Origin of the sequence: Lysinibacillus sp. NPDC093197, assembly GCF_044754025.1 — a bacterium.
Classification (GTDB): Bacteria; Bacillota; Bacilli; order Bacillales_A; family Planococcaceae; genus Lysinibacillus.
Genome location: NZ_JBIVOH010000009.1, coordinates 63,879 through 82,689, shown reverse-complemented (window position 1 = coordinate 82,689; position 18,811 = coordinate 63,879). Strand labels below are relative to the sequence as shown.

Annotated in this window: 19 protein-coding genes and 2 other annotated features; of the genes, 5 read left to right on the top strand and 14 right to left on the bottom strand. The window is 37.5% G+C overall.

Annotation, left to right across the window (positions count from 1 at the left end; translation table 11 throughout):
- Window positions 1–44 precede the first annotated feature (44 nt).
- The 7 genes from ACIP9G_RS19570 to ACIP9G_RS19540 form a co-directional block, all read right to left on the bottom strand.
- On the bottom strand, window positions 45–1,025 hold the full coding sequence (locus ACIP9G_RS19570; protein ID WP_401021588.1) for a GNAT family N-acetyltransferase: 981 nt from the start codon (window positions 1,023–1,025) through the stop codon (window positions 45–47).
- A gap of 23 nt (window positions 1,026–1,048) precedes the next feature.
- A complete protein-coding gene (locus ACIP9G_RS19565; RefSeq protein ID WP_401021586.1) occupies window positions 1,049–1,501 on the bottom strand; it encodes a nucleoside deaminase in 453 nt (150 codons plus the stop codon).
- 18 nt (window positions 1,502–1,519) lie between these two features.
- Window positions 1,520–1,897, bottom strand: coding sequence for a VOC family protein (locus tag ACIP9G_RS19560; protein ID WP_340821916.1), 378 nt, complete (start codon window positions 1,895–1,897; stop codon window positions 1,520–1,522).
- Window positions 1,894–2,328, bottom strand: coding sequence for a DUF1801 domain-containing protein (locus ACIP9G_RS19555; protein WP_401021585.1), 435 nt, complete (start codon window positions 2,326–2,328; stop codon window positions 1,894–1,896). Before ACIP9G_RS19555 ends, ACIP9G_RS19560 begins: the two co-directional genes overlap by 4 nt.
- Window positions 2,329–2,483: 155 nt before the next feature.
- On the bottom strand, window positions 2,484–3,140 hold the full coding sequence (locus ACIP9G_RS19550) for a YdeI/OmpD-associated family protein (protein ID WP_401021583.1): 657 nt from the start codon (window positions 3,138–3,140) through the stop codon (window positions 2,484–2,486).
- Between the two features lie 119 nt (window positions 3,141–3,259).
- Complete coding sequence (locus ACIP9G_RS19545; protein ID WP_340821911.1) at window positions 3,260–3,667, bottom strand: GNAT family N-acetyltransferase; 408 nt, start codon at window positions 3,665–3,667, stop codon at window positions 3,260–3,262.
- Window positions 3,668–3,837: 170 nt separating this feature from the next.
- Window positions 3,838–4,332 carry a DUF1648 domain-containing protein gene (locus ACIP9G_RS19540; RefSeq protein ID WP_401021582.1) on the bottom strand — a complete coding sequence of 165 codons (495 nt, stop codon included), beginning with the start codon at window positions 4,330–4,332 and terminating at the stop codon, window positions 3,838–3,840.
- Between the two features lie 315 nt (window positions 4,333–4,647).
- Here ACIP9G_RS19540 and ACIP9G_RS19535 point away from each other — a divergent pair, with 315 nt between their 5' ends.
- The gene (locus ACIP9G_RS19535; protein WP_401021580.1) at window positions 4,648–6,342 is read left to right on the top strand and encodes a methyl-accepting chemotaxis protein; all 1,695 of its coding nucleotides are present in this window, start codon (window positions 4,648–4,650) and stop codon (window positions 6,340–6,342) included.
- A gap of 174 nt (window positions 6,343–6,516) precedes the next feature.
- Here the strand turns inward: ACIP9G_RS19535 and ACIP9G_RS19530 are convergent, their stop codons facing one another.
- Complete coding sequence (locus ACIP9G_RS19530; protein ID WP_401021577.1) at window positions 6,517–7,266, bottom strand: HAD-IIB family hydrolase; 750 nt, start codon at window positions 7,264–7,266, stop codon at window positions 6,517–6,519.
- 199 nt (window positions 7,267–7,465) lie between these two features.
- Window positions 7,466–7,759, top strand: a binding site (T-box leader).
- Between the two features lie 56 nt (window positions 7,760–7,815).
- Here ACIP9G_RS19530 and ACIP9G_RS19525 point away from each other — a divergent pair.
- Window positions 7,816–9,387, top strand: coding sequence for a 2-isopropylmalate synthase (locus ACIP9G_RS19525; protein WP_401021575.1), 1,572 nt, complete (start codon window positions 7,816–7,818; stop codon window positions 9,385–9,387).
- Between the two features lie 305 nt (window positions 9,388–9,692).
- Here the strand turns inward: ACIP9G_RS19525 and metG are convergent, their stop codons facing one another.
- From metG to rsgA, 4 genes are all read right to left on the bottom strand, one after another.
- Complete coding sequence (gene metG, locus ACIP9G_RS19520) at window positions 9,693–11,327, bottom strand: methionine--tRNA ligase (RefSeq protein WP_401021574.1); 1,635 nt, start codon at window positions 11,325–11,327, stop codon at window positions 9,693–9,695.
- 156 nt (window positions 11,328–11,483) lie between these two features.
- Window positions 11,484–11,745: a binding site (T-box leader), on the bottom strand.
- Window positions 11,746–11,812: 67 nt separating this feature from the next.
- On the bottom strand, window positions 11,813–12,469 hold the full coding sequence (locus ACIP9G_RS19515; RefSeq protein ID WP_340821902.1) for an HAD family hydrolase: 657 nt from the start codon (window positions 12,467–12,469) through the stop codon (window positions 11,813–11,815).
- 22 nt (window positions 12,470–12,491) lie between these two features.
- Window positions 12,492–12,917, bottom strand: a complete 426-nt coding sequence (gene fosM / locus ACIP9G_RS19510) for a FosM family fosfomycin resistance protein (RefSeq protein ID WP_401021571.1) — start codon at window positions 12,915–12,917, stop codon at window positions 12,492–12,494.
- 84 nt (window positions 12,918–13,001) lie between these two features.
- The gene (gene rsgA, locus ACIP9G_RS19505) at window positions 13,002–14,072 is read right to left on the bottom strand and encodes a ribosome small subunit-dependent GTPase A (protein WP_340821900.1); all 1,071 of its coding nucleotides are present in this window, start codon (window positions 14,070–14,072) and stop codon (window positions 13,002–13,004) included.
- A 380-nt stretch (window positions 14,073–14,452) separates the two neighbouring features.
- On the opposite strand from rsgA, the gene ACIP9G_RS19500 reads away from it, so the two are divergent.
- Together ACIP9G_RS19500 and ACIP9G_RS19495 are read left to right on the top strand one after the other, a co-directional pair.
- Complete coding sequence (locus tag ACIP9G_RS19500) at window positions 14,453–15,535, top strand: type III polyketide synthase (RefSeq protein ID WP_340821898.1); 1,083 nt, start codon at window positions 14,453–14,455, stop codon at window positions 15,533–15,535.
- A gap of 1 nt (window position 15,536) precedes the next feature.
- Entirely contained in the window at window positions 15,537–16,079 is a 543-nt protein-coding gene (locus ACIP9G_RS19495; protein WP_340821897.1) for an isoprenylcysteine carboxyl methyltransferase family protein, read from the top strand.
- Window positions 16,080–16,183: 104 nt separating this feature from the next.
- Here ACIP9G_RS19495 and ACIP9G_RS19490 read toward each other — a convergent pair whose 3' ends face one another.
- Window positions 16,184–17,380 carry a GTP-binding protein gene (locus ACIP9G_RS19490; protein WP_401021568.1) on the bottom strand — a complete coding sequence of 399 codons (1,197 nt, stop codon included), beginning with the start codon at window positions 17,378–17,380 and terminating at the stop codon, window positions 16,184–16,186.
- A gap of 168 nt (window positions 17,381–17,548) precedes the next feature.
- Here ACIP9G_RS19490 and rpmG point away from each other — a divergent pair, with 168 nt between their 5' ends.
- Entirely contained in the window at window positions 17,549–17,698 is a 150-nt protein-coding gene (rpmG, locus tag ACIP9G_RS19485; protein WP_340821894.1) for a 50S ribosomal protein L33, read from the top strand.
- Window positions 17,699–17,997: 299 nt separating this feature from the next.
- Here the strand turns inward: rpmG and ACIP9G_RS19480 are convergent, their stop codons facing one another.
- Window positions 17,998–18,804, bottom strand: coding sequence for a hypothetical protein (locus tag ACIP9G_RS19480; RefSeq protein ID WP_401021564.1), 807 nt, complete (start codon window positions 18,802–18,804; stop codon window positions 17,998–18,000).
- Window positions 18,805–18,811: the final 7 nt, after the last annotated feature.

Here is an 18,811-nt window from a genome sequence, read left to right as displayed (position 1 = left end):
TGTTGGTCGGGTATTTCTTTATAATTAATACTTTACGGTATCTTTTATAGTGCCTTTGAAAATATAATCATGTCCAATGCGCGTATACCATTTTCATAAATCGGCTCAGGATAATTACTGAAAAAATCTTTCTCTATGGCTTCCATACGAAAACCCGATTTTTGATAAAAAGCAATATTATCGATACTAGAATTGGCTGTGCCTACTATAATATTTTTAAAACCTTGCGCTTCACAAACCGCATAAATTTTGTTTAAAACTTCCTTACCGATACCTTTACCTTGAAACGCTGGCACAACAGCTATATTTTTTAATTCTACTGTTGTATCAGACTGTGCAATAAGTAATGCGACACCTGCTAATTTCTCACCACATGTAATTGCGTATAATTCACCGTCATTCATATATTGACGAACGGCAACTTCACTTTCGTCTGCTAGTAATAGATAGGACATATAGCTTTCACGATCACCCTGCACCTTTTCAATAGATGTATGGTATCGAACAAAATCCTTGCGTTCAAAAACATTTAATACACACGGTTGCTTTTCCTTCAGTTCTAACCAAGAATGTTCCTGTGGAAAATCCTTTTCTACCCCAATACGAATAAATGGCAACTTTTCTTGTGCCTTTTGTGAGCGAATATTGACCTTTCTAGCTCCTGCGAAAACACGTTCAAGTCCTAAATCAAAAAAAGCGATTTCTAAAATTGCCTTTTTCGCTTCTTCATTGTAGCCTTGGCCCCAAAACTCATGACCTAACCAAGATCCTATATGACAGTTTTTATTATCATGATCTATATACATTAGTGCTGTTACACCTATGAGTCGCCCTTCCTCATTGAGCACAACGCGAGGAACAGTTTTCCCCTCTTCCTCGTCTACACATTCACGTTTTATAAAGTTAATCGTATCTTCTACTTTCCCAGCAGGTAACCCAAGAGCATCCCGAACCTGTGGCATTGAAGACAATGCATGCATTGCTTCAGCATATTTAATGTCATGCTTCACTAAAGTTACTGCCATACCCTTTTCTCCTTTTTACGCAATTAAGTTTTACTATACCAAACATGCATTGGATTTTTACCTTCATCCTCTACTGGCATATGAATCATTCGAAACTCGCGTTCTTCATCTATTTTTTGTAAATCTGCATAGACCTCGCTTGAGCGGCTTAAACCTACTGCAATGGCATCAGCTAAAGAGTTTGCAAAATAAGCCTTATCCACTCCGGCCATCGCCATCGCGCCAAAGCACATCGGACAAGGTGCCCCACTTGCATACATCACCGTTCCGCGTAAATCTGTGGAGCCTAGCTTTTCTTGCGCTCGTCTTAAAGCAAGCAGCTCGGCATGGCCCGTACTATCTGGTCGTAGGTGCAGTTCATTTACACCTTCACCAATGTTTTCATTATTTTTTACTAAGACAGCCCCAAATGGTTGACCACCTTGTTCTATATTTTGAAGAGCTAGCTCCACTGCTCGCTCCATCCATCGGTTCATATATACTCCCCCTGATAATTAATTATACGTAAGTTGCCACGATACACCGAAGCGATCCTGAATCCAAGCAAACTGTTTAGAGAAACCGTAATTATCCAATGGCATTAACGCTTGACCACCGTCCAATATTTGCTCAACAAGGCTTTCAATTTCTTCCTTCGTCTCACACTCTAAAAAGATTGATATCGCTGGAGTAAATGAAAAGTTATGTTTGATTGGACTGTCATTCAACTTGATTTTCAAACCTTTTAAATCGACTTCTGCCATAGCAACCTGTTGTGTGTTTTCCACATATGTCAAAGTTTCAACCGCTAATTCTGGAAACCATTGCTTGTATTGCTCCAAGGCATCATGAGCTTGTCCTTGAAACATTAAAAATGTAGTAGCACTTTTCATTTGTTTAATTCTCCTTCATATCTATTAATCCATTCCCCAGGAGTCATTTTCGAAACGAGCTCTCCTATTAAATCATAAGGAATATTTTTTGTACTAGTAAAACGAATACAACTTTTCCCCATATTTAACTTTGTTGGCACTCGCTTGGCGTACTCCTCTTGAAACCAAGACAATAAAGCGTTGTCTGCATAAATGCCCATATGATAAACAGCTATATGTCGCTTCTGCGCTGCCAAGCTAATAAATGGTAAGGGCGTATTAGGTGTTACATGATACCCTTTTGGATATGACGTTAACGGAACTACATAACTTATCATGTCGTAATTCATTGTTTGTTCAAATCCAGCAGGAATATTCGTTGCTATAACGTCCGCAAGCTTGGCAAAACTATCACGCCATTTTTCATCTACCAGTTCAATATATGCTTCCATAACTTCCACCCCACTTTTTAAAAATGTGTCATTGCACGATTTAAAAATATTCCTTAATAGTAGTATGAAGCTTATTTATTAGCAATAGCGTAAGCTCCGTTGTTACAACATTCGACAAAAGTTTTAACAGATAACTACTACATCTGAAAATATTCTTATACTTGGCCTTCCGCTTTCGCTTTTCGATAGTGCTCCTTCGTCTTAAAGCCAGCCCTTGTAATTTCACGCATCTCCACTAAACGAGCTAGCTGCGTTTCTTGCTTTTTCGCACTATAAATGTAGCGAGCCCAATCCTTTTGATATCCTGGCGTTAATGCATCGTAAAAGGCTAAATCAATTGGATGTTCTGCAAGTTCATCTCGCAATAAAGGAACCATACTTTCATAGTCACTTACACATTGACTACTTGCTGTTTTTTTCTTTCCTCTTCCCTTTGCATCCCGTTTAATGCATACAATGGAAAACGTATCATCCAAAGACATAAGACTTGAAAATTTATAATCGCTACCCGCAATATATTTTGCCTCGTCCACCTGAATTGCTGGGAAAATGTCATCTCGGTGAATATATTCTTTGTATTTTTTATTATTTTTTTTCGGATAAACAAAAAATAAATAGCCTTGCTCTGCTAACATGTTCTGTTTAAGTGTGCTTTTTAAATACGTTAACATTTCATCAATTGTAAACACAAAAGAAATGACGCGATCGTAAGGTGCGTGTCCTACATCCGAAATCTCCTCTAATAGCACTTTGTCTGGCAAATTGTGAATTGTAATAGAAAGTCCATCCTTTAATTTGAATTTCTTCTGCATCTTTTCAGCACCCTTTTGCATTTATTTACATTAAATTTATCATAAAAAATTTTAATTTAACTCTAATTGTCCAAAATATATACAAAAAACGCTTGAACATTCTCAAGCGTTTTAGTCTTTCATAAACTTCCTGATTGCATTTTATAATTTCTATAAACCATACCGTTTGTTTTTGTCATTCCGAATTTTTCATAGTATGGTACGAGGTCATCATCACAGCATAAATCGATCATATAAATATTATCGAGTTCTATAAGCATTCGTCTTACTAACTCCTTGCCTATACCTTTATTTTTGTATTGTGGTAATACTTCTAGTAAGGGGATATAGGCAGACAGAACACCATCACTAATTGCGGTAATAAACCCTATCACTTCGTTTGTATTATCATCAATCGCCAAAACTATTTTGCTGCTTTTCTCCAATAAACGTAAATGCGTTTGTAGATTAGGTGGACTCGGCCAGTCTACAAAAAAACCGTTTAACATATCTGAAGAAATACCTTCGAGTGAATTTTTATAAATCATTTTTCTATCAACTCCTAATATTATTTAACTATTAGTTAGCTGCTAGAAATCAAAAGAATAGTAACAAAATGCGACCTCCAGTATTTGTAAATATATAAGTTATTCTATTTACGTCTTCATTCTCCTGCTCATATCGTTACTTTTTTAAAATTCCCCACTTTGGATACGGTTTACTTAATCTTCGATGAAGCAATTAAGCCTTTAACAATCGGAATACCTGTACCAATTAGTACAACTGGCAAGAACCACCAACCTAATCCATCTACCTTTCCTAATGCAACAAGTACAATTTCAAAAGAGATGACTGCAAATAAAATTAAGCAAAGGTTTTTTATTTCATTCAATATTTTACGGCTATTTAAATAAAAGGCCTCGACGTTGCTCTCATTTAAACGTGCTGGGTAGTTATGCATATATGGTACTTTTTCAAGAAGTCCTAAAAATATCCACAAAAAAATTCCGATACCCGGTAAAATGAATAGTTCTATTTTCGAACCCCATCGATCCACCTCTCCCGCACCATTAAAATGTGCTGGAATTTCTTCAGGTAAGGTGTTCCATTGAGAAATAATAAATATGATGGATACAATAAATATTCCGCCACCAACTATATCCAAAAATTTTTCATACTTCGTTTTCGGTAATTTCAAAACCGGTCTATACATTGCTCCACATCCTCGTTTATCGTTAATTGTATTTACGTTACTTCCAACAATTAGGTTTCAAACATTATATAAATCGCGTTTTTCATGATACAATTTAGTTTCTTCTTCATAAGTAAACACATAGTACATAGTGCATAAATTGCCACCTATAAGAGTCCATACTATAACTAAATTCCCTCTTATTTCATATTTTTCACTATGAATAAACTCATAATGCTTTTTAAAATACATATAATCTGCTATAAATAAGTATATATACATATTTCACTTTTTTGTAACATTTCTACTAAATTACTAGGAAGGGACTTACAATACATGCGATTTACGATTTACAAAAAATTAATTCTCGGTTTTTTTATTGTTATTTTAGTTTTAATTGGCACTATAGCTCTAAACTTTAAGCAGCTTAATTCAGTAAACGGGACTTATCAAGAGTTACTCGAAGAACAGACAAAAAAATCTATTAGCATTCAAGAGCTAAGAGTAATTGCAAAACAGGAAATTGTAAGTATGCGTGGATATCTTTTACTTGGAGATAAACAAAATCGTGATGGTAATAAATCCGCTCGTGAAGAATTTAAAGAAAAATCCGAAAGTTTAATGGCAACATTAGAATCAAAAAAATCAATTGAATTATTAGAATCTGTCAATAAAAGTGAGCAAAATGTTCAGCAATTTGCTGATCGTATGTTTGCTTTAAAGGATGCTGGCGAAACAGAACAATATGAGAAATTAGACAGCTCTCAAGGTCGACTTATTCTTAAACAATTCGACGAGCGTGTTGAAAACCTTGCCAACTATCAAAGTGAAGCTGTAGAAGCAAAAATAGCTACTACCTCAAAAGATATTGATGCTATTAAATTAAACATGATTTCACTTGGTGTGTTTGCCGTCATCATTAGTCTGATAATTGCCATGATTATGGGAACTATTATTTCTCGACCTATTAAAGGGATGGCAAAAGCAGCGCAAAAAATTGCTGAGGGTGATTTAACAGCTGAACAAATTCGCATTAAAAATCGCGATGAAGTTGGTGATTTAGCCCTTGCCTTCAATCAAATGGCTCTAAATCTAAAAAGTTTAATTACCAATGTTAGTCAAAACACAGCACAAGTAAGTGCTTCAGCTGCTGAATTAACTGCAAGTGCAGATCAAACAATCCAAGCTACTGAACAAATTACATCTGCTATGCAAGAAGTCGCTAGTGGCTCAGAGGCACAAGGGAAAAATGCTACAGAAAGCTCACAAGCTATGAAAAATATGACTAACGGCATTCAGCAATTAGCATCAACAACGGCTGCTGTTTCTGAACTTGCCATTGAAACGAATACTGAGGCAAACAAGGGGAATGAGTCGCTACATCGCGTCATTTCGCAGATGGATACTATTAATACAGCAGTTTTAGAATCTGCTAACGTTGTTAAAAATTTAGGTAACCATTCTGTTGAGATTGGGAATATTATTAGTATTATTACTGACATCGCTGAGCAAACCAATTTACTAGCATTGAACGCTGCTATTGAAGCTGCTCGAGCGGGTGATCATGGTCGAGGCTTTGCAGTCGTAGCTAACGAAGTGAAAAAGTTAGCTGAGCAATCTAAAAAGTCAGCAGAACAAATTTCAGGGTTAATTTCAGAAATCCAACAGGAAACAAACCGTGCTGTTACAGTAATGGATACTGGTACACAAGAGGTTCAAGTTGGTATGCAGGTTGTTAAAGTGGCTGAGGAAGGTTTTTCAAAAATCGTTGACCTTATTGAGCAAGTGTCAAAACAAATACAAGAAGCAACAACTGTTTCTGAGGAAATGTCTTCTAGTGCTGAACAAATCTATGCATCCTTCGATGAAATAGCTACAATTGCACAAACGTCATCTTCTAACCTTCAAAATGTAGCTTCTGCTTCCGAAGAGCAGCTTGCGACAATTGAAGAAGTTGCAGCTTCTGCGGCAACTTTATCGACAATGGCTGAAGAGTTGCAAACACAAGTTTCTCGCTTTAAAGTGCAATAGCTAAGCGACTGACCTTACAATATTCAGAATTGTTTGAGTGCCTGGCACTTTAACCCACTTCGCTTTCCGCGGGCGCATCGTAAGCCGCAGCAGTCGCAAACACGCGACTTGTTGCGTCTTACTTCTTGTGCGTTCCCGCAGGAGTCTAAGTGGGTTTTTTCTTGGTTAAAATATTCAAAATTGTTTGAGTGCCTGACACTTTATTATTTCGATTACTGCTGTTTCTTCAGATGGCACCTGTACAGTGGCATGCTGACCTACTGGATGCTCACCAACACAAACACTCGCTAATGCTTTTTCAAACATTGCAGCATCATTTGCATCATTGCCAAACGCGATAAACTGATTTTGTAATACCCCTAATTTCGTTAAGCCTGTCCATTTATCAATCCCACTGGGGCTCATATCTAAAATGTTTTCAGATGCATGTTCATATAACGAAATTGGTAGCTTTCGTAGCTGTGCCAAAATATTTTGATGGTGCTCACCAGGGAATAATACAATTTTAACAATGTCTTTTAGTTCCTCCAGTACCACTCGTTTTGCAAGCTGTAGTGGATCTAAGTTTTGATAAATCGGATGTGATTCACTACCTGTGTAGGCGTAATCCCAGTCACCATCTACTAAATACGCTAATTGATAGGTTGTTATAATTTGTTTGATTGCTTCTATAATTTCTCCATCAAATGCTGCGATTTCTTTTATATCGCCATTGTTGGCTATAAAAGCTCCGTTTCCCCCAACCATTGGAAACGTGCGCATTGACTCTGGCAATACTGGTAACATATCTCGAATCGGGCGAGCTGAAGCAAAAATAACTTCATGTCCATTCTTTAGACAATCCTCTAATGCAGCCGTTATTCCTGCACTTAAAGGCTGACCTTTAAAACAAATCGTACCATCTAAATCAAATACAAATTTCACCGTTCTACCTACTTTCTATGTATAAAATCCATCCTCATTATCTCATAAATAAATGCCTATATTTGTGAAATATACATTTTAACATTCCATCTTACTAGCTACCGTTAAAACTATAATGATTAAAACTGAAAACAATTAATTTTTAGAATATTGTTGACATACTGACAATATCAACGTATTATAGCTTTCAACAACACATTGTTAAGCAAAGATTGGAAATAGTAAAAATGCCCGTGTACTTGTAGAGAGCCGATGGTTGGTGTAAATCGGTAGGCACACATTTTGAACTCATCCATGAGCTACTCCCTGAACCAAAACGAGTCAGTACAATTCTCCTGCTCCTAAAGCAGTGAGTTGAATGCCGTTTAAAAAGTAAGGGATGTCGGTTTCCACCGTTATTGGGATAGACAGTGATAGCTGTCGATAAGGGGGCTTTTTCTTTAAAGGGAAGGTCAATTAGAGTGGTACCGCGAGCAAATAACTCGTCTCTATATTTTTATATAGAGGCGGGTTTTTTTTATTTTATTACAACAAAAGGAGTGTTTGAAAATGGGAAGAAAAATTTGGGTGTTTGATACAACTTTACGTGATGGCGAGCAAGTGCCGGGAGCAAAACTGAACTTATACGAAAAAGTAGAGATTGCACAGCAACTCAAAAAATTAGGCGTCGATATTATCGAAGCTGGTTTCCCGGCTTCTTCACAAGGTGACTTTGATGCGGTAAAAGCTGTCGCACAAAAGGTCGGTAATACGAACGACATTATGATTACAGCTTTAGCACGAGCAGTAAAAGCTGATATTGATTCCGTTTATAACGCTGTAAAATATGCAGAAAATCCAATGATTCATATGGTGCTTGGCACTTCTGATATACATGTTGAAAAGAAATTTAGTAAATCTAAAGACCAAATACTACAAATTGGCGTAGATGCTGTGAAATATGCAAAAACTCTTTTACCACAAGTGCAATATTCAACAGAAGATGCCTCCCGTTCAGATTTTGAATACCTATGGAAAACAATTGAAGCCGTTATGAAGGCCGGCGCAACAATGATAAATGTGCCGGACACTGTAGGTTTCGCTGAACCAGAGGAATTTGGCGCTATGATTTATAAGCTTAATGACCGTATGAAAAACTTAAACGACAGTGTTTTATTAAGTGTACACTGTCACAATGACCTTGGTATGGCAACAGCTAACACACTTGCAGCCATTAAAAACGGTGCAGACAAAGTGGAATGTACAATTAACGGCATTGGAGAACGTGCCGGAAATGCTGCACTAGAAGAAGTCGTGATGGCACTAAAAACACGTAGTTCTGTTTATAATGCAGAGACGCGCATTAATACAAGAGAAATCATGAACACTTCACGCCTTGTTTCTAGCTTTATGGGCTTAGACGTACAAGTAAACAAAGCCATTACTGGAGACAATGCATTTGCACACTCTTCAGGAATTCATCAAGATGGTCTACTTAAATCTCGCGATGCCTACGAAATCGTTCATCCAGAAGATGTAGGTCTAGATGATATGGAACTTGTCTTAACAGCTCGTTCAGGACGCCATGCCGTAAAAAATGCACTTGAAAAGTTAGGTTTTTCTAATCTTTCTACTGAGGAATTTGAAGGCATTTTCGATGGTTTCCTCAAATTAGCTGATGCGAAAAAAGAAGTTTATGACCATGACTTATATGTTATTGTAGAAAGTTATTATGAAAAGCATGACGCAAATCATGCCAATGCTACTCATTATAGCGAGCAATTTTTTGACATTGAAGATTTACAAGTCGTCAGCAACGCAAGCTTCCCTTCCGCTAGTGTAAAAATTCGCAAAGGTGAAGAAGTATTGAAAGCAAGTGCTGTTGGCTCAGGCCCAATTGATGCATTGTATTCTGCCATTGCAGATATTGTGAAAATTGATGTGAAGCTAGTAGAGTATAATATTAACAGCGTATCGCGCGGTAAGGAAGCACTTGGTAAAGTTAAAATAACGATTGAGCATGAGGGCGAAAAATATATCGCAAAAGCTGCAGATACAGATATTTTAAAAGCTAGTGCGCTTGCATACATTAATGCAATCAACAGCATTGTTGTGGCGAAATTAACGCCTGTTATGAACTAACATTTCAAAAGCAATTATAAAAAGCTGTATAACGATAAAAGGCATCAAGAATAAACTTCTTGATGCCTTTTGTTTCGTTAATTGGAACTTAGGGCGAGTGACAGGCACTCACACAATTTGAATGCGCTACTAGTTGATTTAAAGCGCAGGGTCGACGCCTGTGGGAACATACAAAATGTAAGCCGCAACAATCCGTGCATTAGCGAGAGTTGCGGCTTACTTTGTGCTCACGATAAACGACCACCCGGAGCAGTAAAAAGTGACAGGCACTCACACAATTTGAATATGCTAGAAATCAACGGCTGCTAGTGACTGTCATTAACTAACTTCTGGTATTCTTCTTCAATTAGCCCCACATCAAGTCGTTCAAATAGTGGTGTCACTTCGCCAATGCTTTTCGGTAGCTCCACTTGCTCATACCACATCAATTCTGTTATGCCTAACATGCCTCGAATTTTCTCTGTGGAGAACGGTAAAAATGGCTGCAACACTTGTCCTAAATTTGCAATCATGTAGACGCACGTTGTAAGCGTTTCATGACAATCAGCTATATTCTCCTTCACCTGTAACCACGGTTGCTGCTCGTCAAAATATCGATTGGCCGCACGGATGTAAGCAAAAATTTCTTCTAACGCTTGCTTAAAATGTCCCGCTTCAATCGCCACACCAACATCACTAAACAACTGTATCGTCTGTTTCCTTACAGCCCCATCTACATCGACCTGTGGCACTTGGCTATCAAATGATTTTTCTATAAATTTCAACGTTCGATTGACAAAATTGCCGTAAGCTCCTAGCAATTCTCCATTATGACTATAAATAAATTCTCGCCAAGAAAAATCCGTATCACGATTTTCAGGTGCATTTGTTGTTAAAAAATAACGAATAGAATCTGCATCATAACGACTTAAAATATATGGCACCCAAACTGCCCAATTTAGGCTAGTTGATAATTTTCGTTTTTCTAAAGTCAAATATTCATTGGAGACAATATGTGTTGGTAATGATTTCGCACCAATACCCATCAATATCGCTGGCCAAATAACTGTATGGAATGGAATGTTATCCTTGCCATGCACATAATAAGAAATTGTTTCTTCATTCCATAAATCCTCAATCGCAATATTATGTTGTTTTGCCCATTCCATACTTGCTGTTAAATAACCTGCAACGGCTTCGATCCACACATAAATTTTCTTCCCTTCAAAGCCCGGTACTGGTACATCAATACCGTTTGGCAAATCTCTTGTAACAGCACGATCAGGGACGCCCTCTGCTAAGTAACGTTCGGTCAAGCCTATTGCATTATCTCGCCAGCGCTTTTCCGCCTTTGCTTCAGCTACAAAAGTTTCTAGCCTTCCTTGAAATTGACTAAAAGTAAAATAAAAATGCTCAGTTTCTCGAATAACAGGCTCATTGCCACAGATTTTACAACGCTTGTCGATTAATTCAAGTGGGTCTAAAATTTTCGAACAATTATCGCACTGATCTCCACGTGCCTTTGCCCCACAATTTGGACAAACACCTTCCACAAAGCGGTCAGGTAAAAACTGTTTGTCCGTTTCACAATAAGCCTGCTCAATTTTCTTTTTGTATAAATAATTATTTGCCATCAGCTGTAAAAAAATTGTCTGTACAGCTTCATGGTGATGCTGAGCATCCGTTCTCGTATATAAATCGTAAGTAAATCCTAAATCATGAAAACATTGCGTAAATTCTTGATGATACCGATCTGCAATCGCACTTGTCGTCGTATTTTCCTGTGCAGCTCGAATCGATATTGGTGTCCCATTACAATCACTACCTGAAACATACAATACTTTGTCACCTTTTTGTCGGTAATATCTAGCCAAAATATCACCTGGTAATAATGCGGCAATATGCCCTAAATGCAATGAGCCATTGGCATATGGCCAAGCTCCTCCAATTACTATTGTCATCCTAAGTTGCTCCCCTCAATTTATTAAATTCTACTCTTAAGCTGTCGGAAAAAAATCGGACAGCTATCAGCGGCATTCTCTTCATTCAATGGACAATAGAAATATTCCCTAGCATCCATCGTTTTTGAAGATAAAAAAAACGCCCTAATCATGACTGATTAGGACGAGTATACCCGTGTTACCACCTATATTTACAAATAGCTCACACTATTTGCCTCAATCAGTACGTCTTGCATTCATATAAGAGATACTGCCGCTGTTGTAACGAGTGCCCATCTCGTCGTAATCTACTCACAAAAATGCTTTCGGTACGAAGCTCAAAGGTCATTTTCAAAAGGGTTCATTTACCTCATTTCCACCAACAGAGGCTCTCTATTAAATGCTTGTCCAATTTACTTTTCCTTTTCAACGCTTTGTTATAGTTTGGCACTATTTTACTCTTTCCCCTTATAAAATGCAATGTAAACATTTATCTTCGCTTCGAGTTAGTGAGAAATAGTAGGTAAATGCTTTGAAATATCATGTAGATTATCTATCACGACATGTGCCTTTTGTAATTCAGAGTCCTGCGCAAAATCAAAGCGTACACCTATGGAAAATAGATGATTATCCAGTGCCGCTTGGATATCAGATGCACGATCTCCGACAACAGCACCGGTTTGAATGTTATTTTCTTCGATTACACTTTTTACTAAATCGGATTTATGACCACTTGGAATAGACTGAATACTATACGTCCCTTCTATATAACGATCTAGCTTATATGTATCTACAATTGCTTGCAAATACTCTTTTTGACCATTGCTCGCTATGTATAAATGATAGTCGTTTGCTAACGTAGCAAGTGCTTGCTCTGCATTCGGATATAATGCGCCTTTGCCATTTATTATCAGTTCAATAAGCTTGTCATGAAATAGGGCATTACTTGCTTCACGGACCTCTAAAGTATGCATAGGACATAAAGTTTCCCATACAACAGGCAATGAAACCCCCATAATTTCACGGTATTGTTCAATCGGTGTGTCCCCTTGCCATAACCCCTTTGTACGTAGCACATCAAAAGTCGCTGTCAGTGCTGGCTCCAATATAAGATTCGTTTGAAATAAAGTACCATCCATATCGAAAATAATTGCTTTTTTCATAATATAACCCCCTTAGTCATTGTTAATCATTGAAAAATTCCATATGTGTTTTTTCGTTTTTATAATACTCTAGGCGATCCTGTAACGTACCTGTATGGAACTCAAATTTATGACCATCTGGATCAGTAAAATAGATGGACTGTTTATCTCGTTCATCTCTTTGTCTGCCCTCTAAAATATTAACCTTATAACGTACAAGCTTGTCATACATTTTCTCAAAATCTTCTTCATCGATAGAAAAAGCAATATGTGTATAGGAGCGATGTATTTCGTTACGTGGAATATCCGCTTCCTCGTTTAGTGCAAGCCACAGCCCATTTAAATCGAAATAAGCAGTGCTTCTCCCTTGCACTAATAGCTTGGCATCAAAAACATTTTGGTAAAATACTATTGATTGCTCTAGACTAGACACTGAAAATAAAAAATGGTTAATATTTTGTATAGCCATAGTACATCTCCTTTACCGATTAACTCGCTTATTAGATAGCAACTTCGCAACACGATGGCGAAGTTGCCCTTAAAAGCTTGTTAACTATTTTTTGCCCTTCTTCATGCCTTTCGCAATTTGCTTCCATTTGCGTTGCTCATTCAGCTTTGCCTGCATATTCGTTTTTCGCTCAATAAAAGCAAGCTCCTTTTGCAACTTGAAATAGCTTTGCAAACGTGATTGTTCAAGTGCTCCATCTTTAATAGCTTGTTGCACCGCACAGTGTGGCTCCATATGATGCGTACAATCTCTGTAACGACATGCGGCTGCAAATTCTTCAATATCGCGGAAACTAGAAGATAGACTTTCACTTTGATCCCATAATTGCAACTCACGCATTCCTGGGGTATCGATTAAGCAGCCACCACTTGGCAATACAATTAATTCTCGGTGTGTTGTCGTATGGCGCCCTTTGGCATCATCCTCCCGAATACCTGAAACTTTCATAAGCTCTTCTCCACTTAATGCATTCATTAAAGTGGATTTTCCTGCACCCGATGAACCGAGCAGTGCACCTGTCACCCCTTCTGTAAAGAGGTTCTGAATAGCTGTTATGCCTTCGCCTGATCGTGCACTAGTTACAAAAATATCCACACCAAAAGCTACAAGCTCGACTTCCCGTACCATGCTCGAAATATCTTCACATAAATCAGCCTTTGTCAGTACAATTACTGGTTTCGCACCGGAATCCCAAGCGGCTACTAAATAGCGCTCTAAACGACGAATATTAAAATCTGCATTTAAGCTCATTACAAGTAGCACAATATCAACATTTGATGCTACAATTTGTTCCTTTATTTCCTGTCCTGCAACCTTACGAGAAAAAACGGACTTTCGGTTAAATAATTTATGAATTATCGCCTTTTCTTCCCCCGCCATTTTCTCGACTAATACCCAATCTCCAACTGCTGGATAGTCCTCTCTTGCTACCGATGTATATGCAAAATGTCCAGCGACTGTAGCTAACCATTCACCTTCTTCAGCTAGTACACGATATGAATGCTTATGCTCCAAAGTAACTCGTGCAGGTACACAGTTCGCTAACTTTGATTCCTCTTTAAACGCAGTTACTTGCTCTTCAAAATAAGTTGAAAACCCTAATGTTGTTAATTTCAATTGTTATTCCTCCTAAATGTGTCTATCAATTACGCCTCTAAGTGCGAAACAAGCATAAAAAAACCTTGCAACTGCAATTCGGCAGTTACAAGGTTTCACAGGCACGTTTAAGGGAATACACAAATAGCCTTTGTCACATAGTAGTCGTTAACTCTACGGGCAAGGTCAAATCGCATATTTTAGGCGTGTGAAATTGAACAAACCGAATTGCAGTTCGTTAAAAACGGATCTATTCATCATGTCACATCACCTACTTCCAATTTAGATGTTATCAATATATCTAAATTGTTCATAATTGTCAAATAAATTTATTGAAGCATGTACGCCCTTCCTATCTGCATACAATGTACAAGACCACTATTTGCGAAGGAGATGTTGAATTGTCAAAAATTATTTCTATCAGCACATATCAACCACCTTACACATTGCAACAAGCGAACGCAGAGGCGTTAACAAAGGAGCTCTTTTATGAAAAAATTCCAAAGTTAGAGCGTTATTTAAAAGTATTTGATAATGGTGGCATCGATACTCGTCATTTCTGTGTACCCGCTGAGTGGCACCGTAGTGAGCATACTTTCGAAGAACGTAACAATCTGTATATAGAGCTAGCAACACAATATAGCGTTGAAGTCATTCAAGCCTGTTTACAAAATGAATCTTTTTTAGAAGCACCTATTTCCCCTAAAGATATTGATGCTATTATTTTCGTGAGTAGTACGGGCATATCTACACCAAGCATAGATGCTCGTATCATGAATCAACTGCCTTTTTCTGATAGGTTAAAGCGCATACCATTGTGGGGGTTAGGCTGTGCAGGGGGAGCTGCTGGAGTTAGTCGTGCTTATGATTATTGCAAAGCGCATCCTCAAGAAAAGGTACTTGTTGTATGTGTCGAACTTTGTAGCCTAACTTTTCAGCAAAACGATCTTTCTAAAAGTAATTTAATCGGCGCCTCCCTATTCGCTGACGGCGCTGCCTGCATACTCGTTTGTGGAGACGATGTTGCAATTCCGACAAAAAAACCAATTCCTTCAATTGTTTCAACTGGTTCTAAGTGGATGCCCGATTCAGAAAATGTAATGGGCTGGAATATAAAAAACAATGGTCTTCATGTCGTTTTCCAGAAAAGTATTCCATCCATTATTACAAATTGGCTTGGTCCTTTCATTGAACAATTTTTAGTTGAACAACAACTTTACAGTGAGCAGCTTGATCATTTTATTGCACATCCAGGGGGAAAAAAAGTGTTAAAAGCGTATGAGGATACGTTATATCTTGCTGAACAAAAAACCGACATTTCTCGGGAAATATTACGTCAACACGGTAATATGTCTTCTCCTACTGTTTTGTATGTACTAGAGCAGTTTATGTTAAACGAAGGGCAAATAGATGATATTGGGTTGCTAGTCGCCCTCGGTCCAGGCTTCTGTGCAGAGGCTGTATTACTTAAATGGAGGGAGTAATATGCTTTTTTACATTATTTTAATTCTTGTTATTCTACAAAGATTAGCAGAGGTTTTAATAGCAAAACGTCATGAAAAATGGATGTTTGCAAAAGGAGCCTATGAAGTCGGCGCTTCACATTATCCCTATATGGTTGCTATGCATGTTAGCTTTTTTCTATTTTTAATTGTTGAAGTAGTTTCAAATAAAAATGGTCCATCGTCCTTATTCCCGTTATTTTTCTTATTATTCCTTATGGTGCAAGCTTTGCGTATTTGGTGTATCCGTTCATTAGGACCATTTTGGAATACGAAAATACTGATTTTACCTGGCGCAAAAGTTGTACGTAAAGGCCCTTATACATTTATGCGACACCCAAATTATGCCGTTGTTAGCTTGGAGATTCTTCTACTACCAATTATGTTCCAAGCTTATTTCACAGCATTTTGCTTTACGCTCTTAAACATTACAATGCTTTCAGTACGGATTCCTATTGAGGAAAAAGCATTACGTGATGCGACAAACTATAATCATGTATTTAAAAAGGATCTACCACAAAAATAATGTGGTAGATTCTTTTTTACGTAAATCGTAAATAAGGTCGATTTTCATTACAAATTGACTACTTTTTGCTAGCGCGGCTTAACTCACAATCAAGCAGCACTACATTAACTCCACTCCCAATGAAAGGGATCCTCTAGCTTGCCCCACGGCTCTGTAAATTCATTAGTCGTCAATAAGCATGCATCTAGCTCCTTTGTTATTGCTTCTTTGTCTAAATCGATGCCTATAATGACTAGCTGTGTCATACGGTCACCAAATTCCTCATCCCAATCCTCCAAAACCTCTGGGCTTTGTAAAAAAACATCCTTTTGCTGCGCTGTTGGTAATGCCGCTACCCAATAGGAAACAGGTTCAATTTTTGCAGAGGAACCTGCCTGTGACAATAACAACGCTACTTCCTGATGTTTTGCGCTCCAAATAATACCCTTTGCACGCACAATGGATTGAGGCATATTATCACACCACTCAACAAAACGCATCGGATGGAAAGGCATTTTACGCTTATACGTGAATGAAGCAATGCCATACTCCTCTGTCTCCGGTGTATGATTTTCATGCCCAAGTTCTAACTCTTTTAACCAGCCAGCAGATTCTGATACTCGCTCAAAATCAAAACGTCCTGTATTTAAAATTGCACTTGGCTCGATTACACCATTAATTGTACGTATTAGCGTTGCCTCAGGTTGTAATGCACGCAAAATACGTTCTAATCGTTCAAGTTCGTCTTCTGTTACGAGGTCACACTTGTTCAATACTAAAACATCACAAAATTCAATTTGGTCAATCAATAAATCTGCCACATCTCGTTCATCTAATTCACCAACAGCTTCCTTACGCTCTAACAAGCTTTCGCCTGACTGAAAATCATGCCAAAAACGGTGTGCATCGACTACAGTCACCATCGTATCGAGTTGACAAAACTTTGTTAAATCAATTCCAAGCTCCTCATCCAAATAACTGAACGTTTGCGCCACTGGAATAGGTTCACTAATACCCGTCGACTCAATTAAAATATAATCTATATTTCCAAGCTCCGCGAGGCGTTTAACCTCTTGTAATAAATCCTCACGTAACGTGCAACATATACAACCATTGGAAAGCTCTACGAATTTTTCCTCCGTTCGAGAAATACCACTTCCACTTGCAATAAGTTCTGCATCAATATTAATTTCACTCATATCATTGACAATAACAGCCACCCGTATATTTTTCTCATTTTGTAGGACATGATTCATCATCGTTGTTTTACCTGAACCTAAATAACCACTTAAAACTGTCACTGGGATTTTCTTTGTCGTCATATTCCAACCTCCTTAAATCGTAATCATTACTATTTACAAGTTGTAATTTAATCATAGAAAAGCTGAAAATGCAATGCTTAACTTTTTGTGTAGCTACATCTTGACAATAGAAAATAAAAATAATATTGTATAAAGCGTAATGATTACTATTTAAAAAGAGGTGATAGGATGCGTGTTCAAATTATTTTAGCCTGTACAGAAACTGGAGATAAAAACTACATTACTTCAAAAAACAAACGAAATAATCCAGAAAGACTGGAGTTAAAAAAATATTCTCCTCGTTTAAAGCGCGTAACGTTACACAGAGAAACAAAATAATAAAATTCATCGTCAACTAAACAAACCTGACAAAGGTTTTAAAAGTTCCGCTATGTAAGATAAAAAAATTCAATATTTTGCTTCAATATAGTTTAGAAGTGAGCACTAGTAGTTCGGAGCACCTGCTCAGAACGTAAGGCGCAACAAACTACAAACTTTCGAGTGTTGCGCCTTACGTTGAGCTGAGCGGAAAGCGCCCGCAGTAGCGAAGTAACGATTACAGCAAAAAAAAGCGCTAGATTGATTGTAGTCAATCTAACACTTTTTCTCTTCATACCATCCTTATAAACAGCCTGGTTTTACATAGACCTATTCACATTAATCTCCATAGCGAGCTGAGTCAATTGGTGCTCTAAGTCATCTAGGATACGAACTTTCTTCTCTAGTTGCTCCTCAAAATCATTGGATTGTGCTATTATTTTTTGTATCTTAGCATCTAGATTTAAAAGCACCTTCGAATTGACAGCCATATTTTCGCCATTTAAGCCTACAGCACTTGTGTTGTTGTTTTTAATATCCATTAACTCAAAGGACAATCTATTTATTTCATTATCTCTTTCTACTAACTCTTTAACTAAATAGTCATGTACATTATTTTCGTCATGTCTCTGTATGGCTTCGACTATAGCATTCATTTTTTCATTCGCTGCTTTTGTAAATGTACTTAGCTGTATTTCAAGACTTTCAATCGCCTGCTTTTCTTCCGCTACATAATTTCTTTTAATAGCGAGCAGTTCATTATTATTAGCGTTTGTAGTTTGCCGTAATTCTTTATTCTCAGAACGTAAATGTTCAATTTCTCTTAATAATGTATCTATCGAGGAAATGTGTTTTTTTCGTTGAATTTCCCTTCTCTGTATATCCTCATTATAAGCCTTTAATTCCTTTTCATTCGTTCTTTTTAATTTCATCCGATCCATCGCAAGCTCTTTATTACGTTTCGTCAATTGAACATTTTCCCGCTCTAGTCTAAGTACGAGTGAATAATAATCGCTATCTCTAAGTCTATTTATTTCATTTTTATATTTAGCAAGTTCTGCTCTTAAAAAAATAATCATTTGCTGGAGCTGTATAGGATCGTTATTTTTAACGCTTTGATTATCCACGTTAGTA

What these genes read in the sequence shown, in the direction of transcription:
- ACIP9G_RS19570 (WP_401021588.1), bottom strand. Translation starts at nt 1,025, where the DNA reads ATGGCAGTAACTTTAGTGAAGCATGACATTAAATATGCTGAAGCAATG.
- ACIP9G_RS19565 (WP_401021586.1), bottom strand. Translation starts at nt 1,501, where the DNA reads ATGAACCGATGGATGGAGCGAGCAGTGGAGCTAGCTCTTCAAAATATA.
- ACIP9G_RS19560 (WP_340821916.1), bottom strand. Translation starts at nt 1,897, where the DNA reads ATGAAAAGTGCTACTACATTTTTAATGTTTCAAGGACAAGCTCATGAT.
- ACIP9G_RS19555 (WP_401021585.1), bottom strand. Translation starts at nt 2,328, where the DNA reads ATGGAAGCATATATTGAACTGGTAGATGAAAAATGGCGTGATAGTTTT.
- ACIP9G_RS19550 (WP_401021583.1), bottom strand. Translation starts at nt 3,140, where the DNA reads ATGCAGAAGAAATTCAAATTAAAGGATGGACTTTCTATTACAATTCAC.
- ACIP9G_RS19545 (WP_340821911.1), bottom strand. Translation starts at nt 3,667, where the DNA reads ATGATTTATAAAAATTCACTCGAAGGTATTTCTTCAGATATGTTAAAC.
- ACIP9G_RS19540 (WP_401021582.1), bottom strand. Translation starts at nt 4,332, where the DNA reads ATGTATAGACCGGTTTTGAAATTACCGAAAACGAAGTATGAAAAATTT.
- ACIP9G_RS19535 (WP_401021580.1), top strand. Translation starts at nt 4,648, where the DNA reads ATGCGATTTACGATTTACAAAAAATTAATTCTCGGTTTTTTTATTGTT.
- ACIP9G_RS19525 (WP_401021575.1), top strand. Translation starts at nt 7,816, where the DNA reads ATGGGAAGAAAAATTTGGGTGTTTGATACAACTTTACGTGATGGCGAG.
- metG (WP_401021574.1), bottom strand. Translation starts at nt 11,327, where the DNA reads ATGACAATAGTAATTGGAGGAGCTTGGCCATATGCCAATGGCTCATTG.
- ACIP9G_RS19515 (WP_340821902.1), bottom strand. Translation starts at nt 12,469, where the DNA reads ATGAAAAAAGCAATTATTTTCGATATGGATGGTACTTTATTTCAAACG.
- fosM (WP_401021571.1), bottom strand. Translation starts at nt 12,917, where the DNA reads ATGGCTATACAAAATATTAACCATTTTTTATTTTCAGTGTCTAGTCTA.
- ACIP9G_RS19495 (WP_340821897.1), top strand. Translation starts at nt 15,537, where the DNA reads ATGCTTTTTTACATTATTTTAATTCTTGTTATTCTACAAAGATTAGCA.
- ACIP9G_RS19490 (WP_401021568.1), bottom strand. Translation starts at nt 17,380, where the DNA reads ATGACGACAAAGAAAATCCCAGTGACAGTTTTAAGTGGTTATTTAGGT.
- rpmG (WP_340821894.1), top strand. Translation starts at nt 17,549, where the DNA reads ATGCGTGTTCAAATTATTTTAGCCTGTACAGAAACTGGAGATAAAAAC.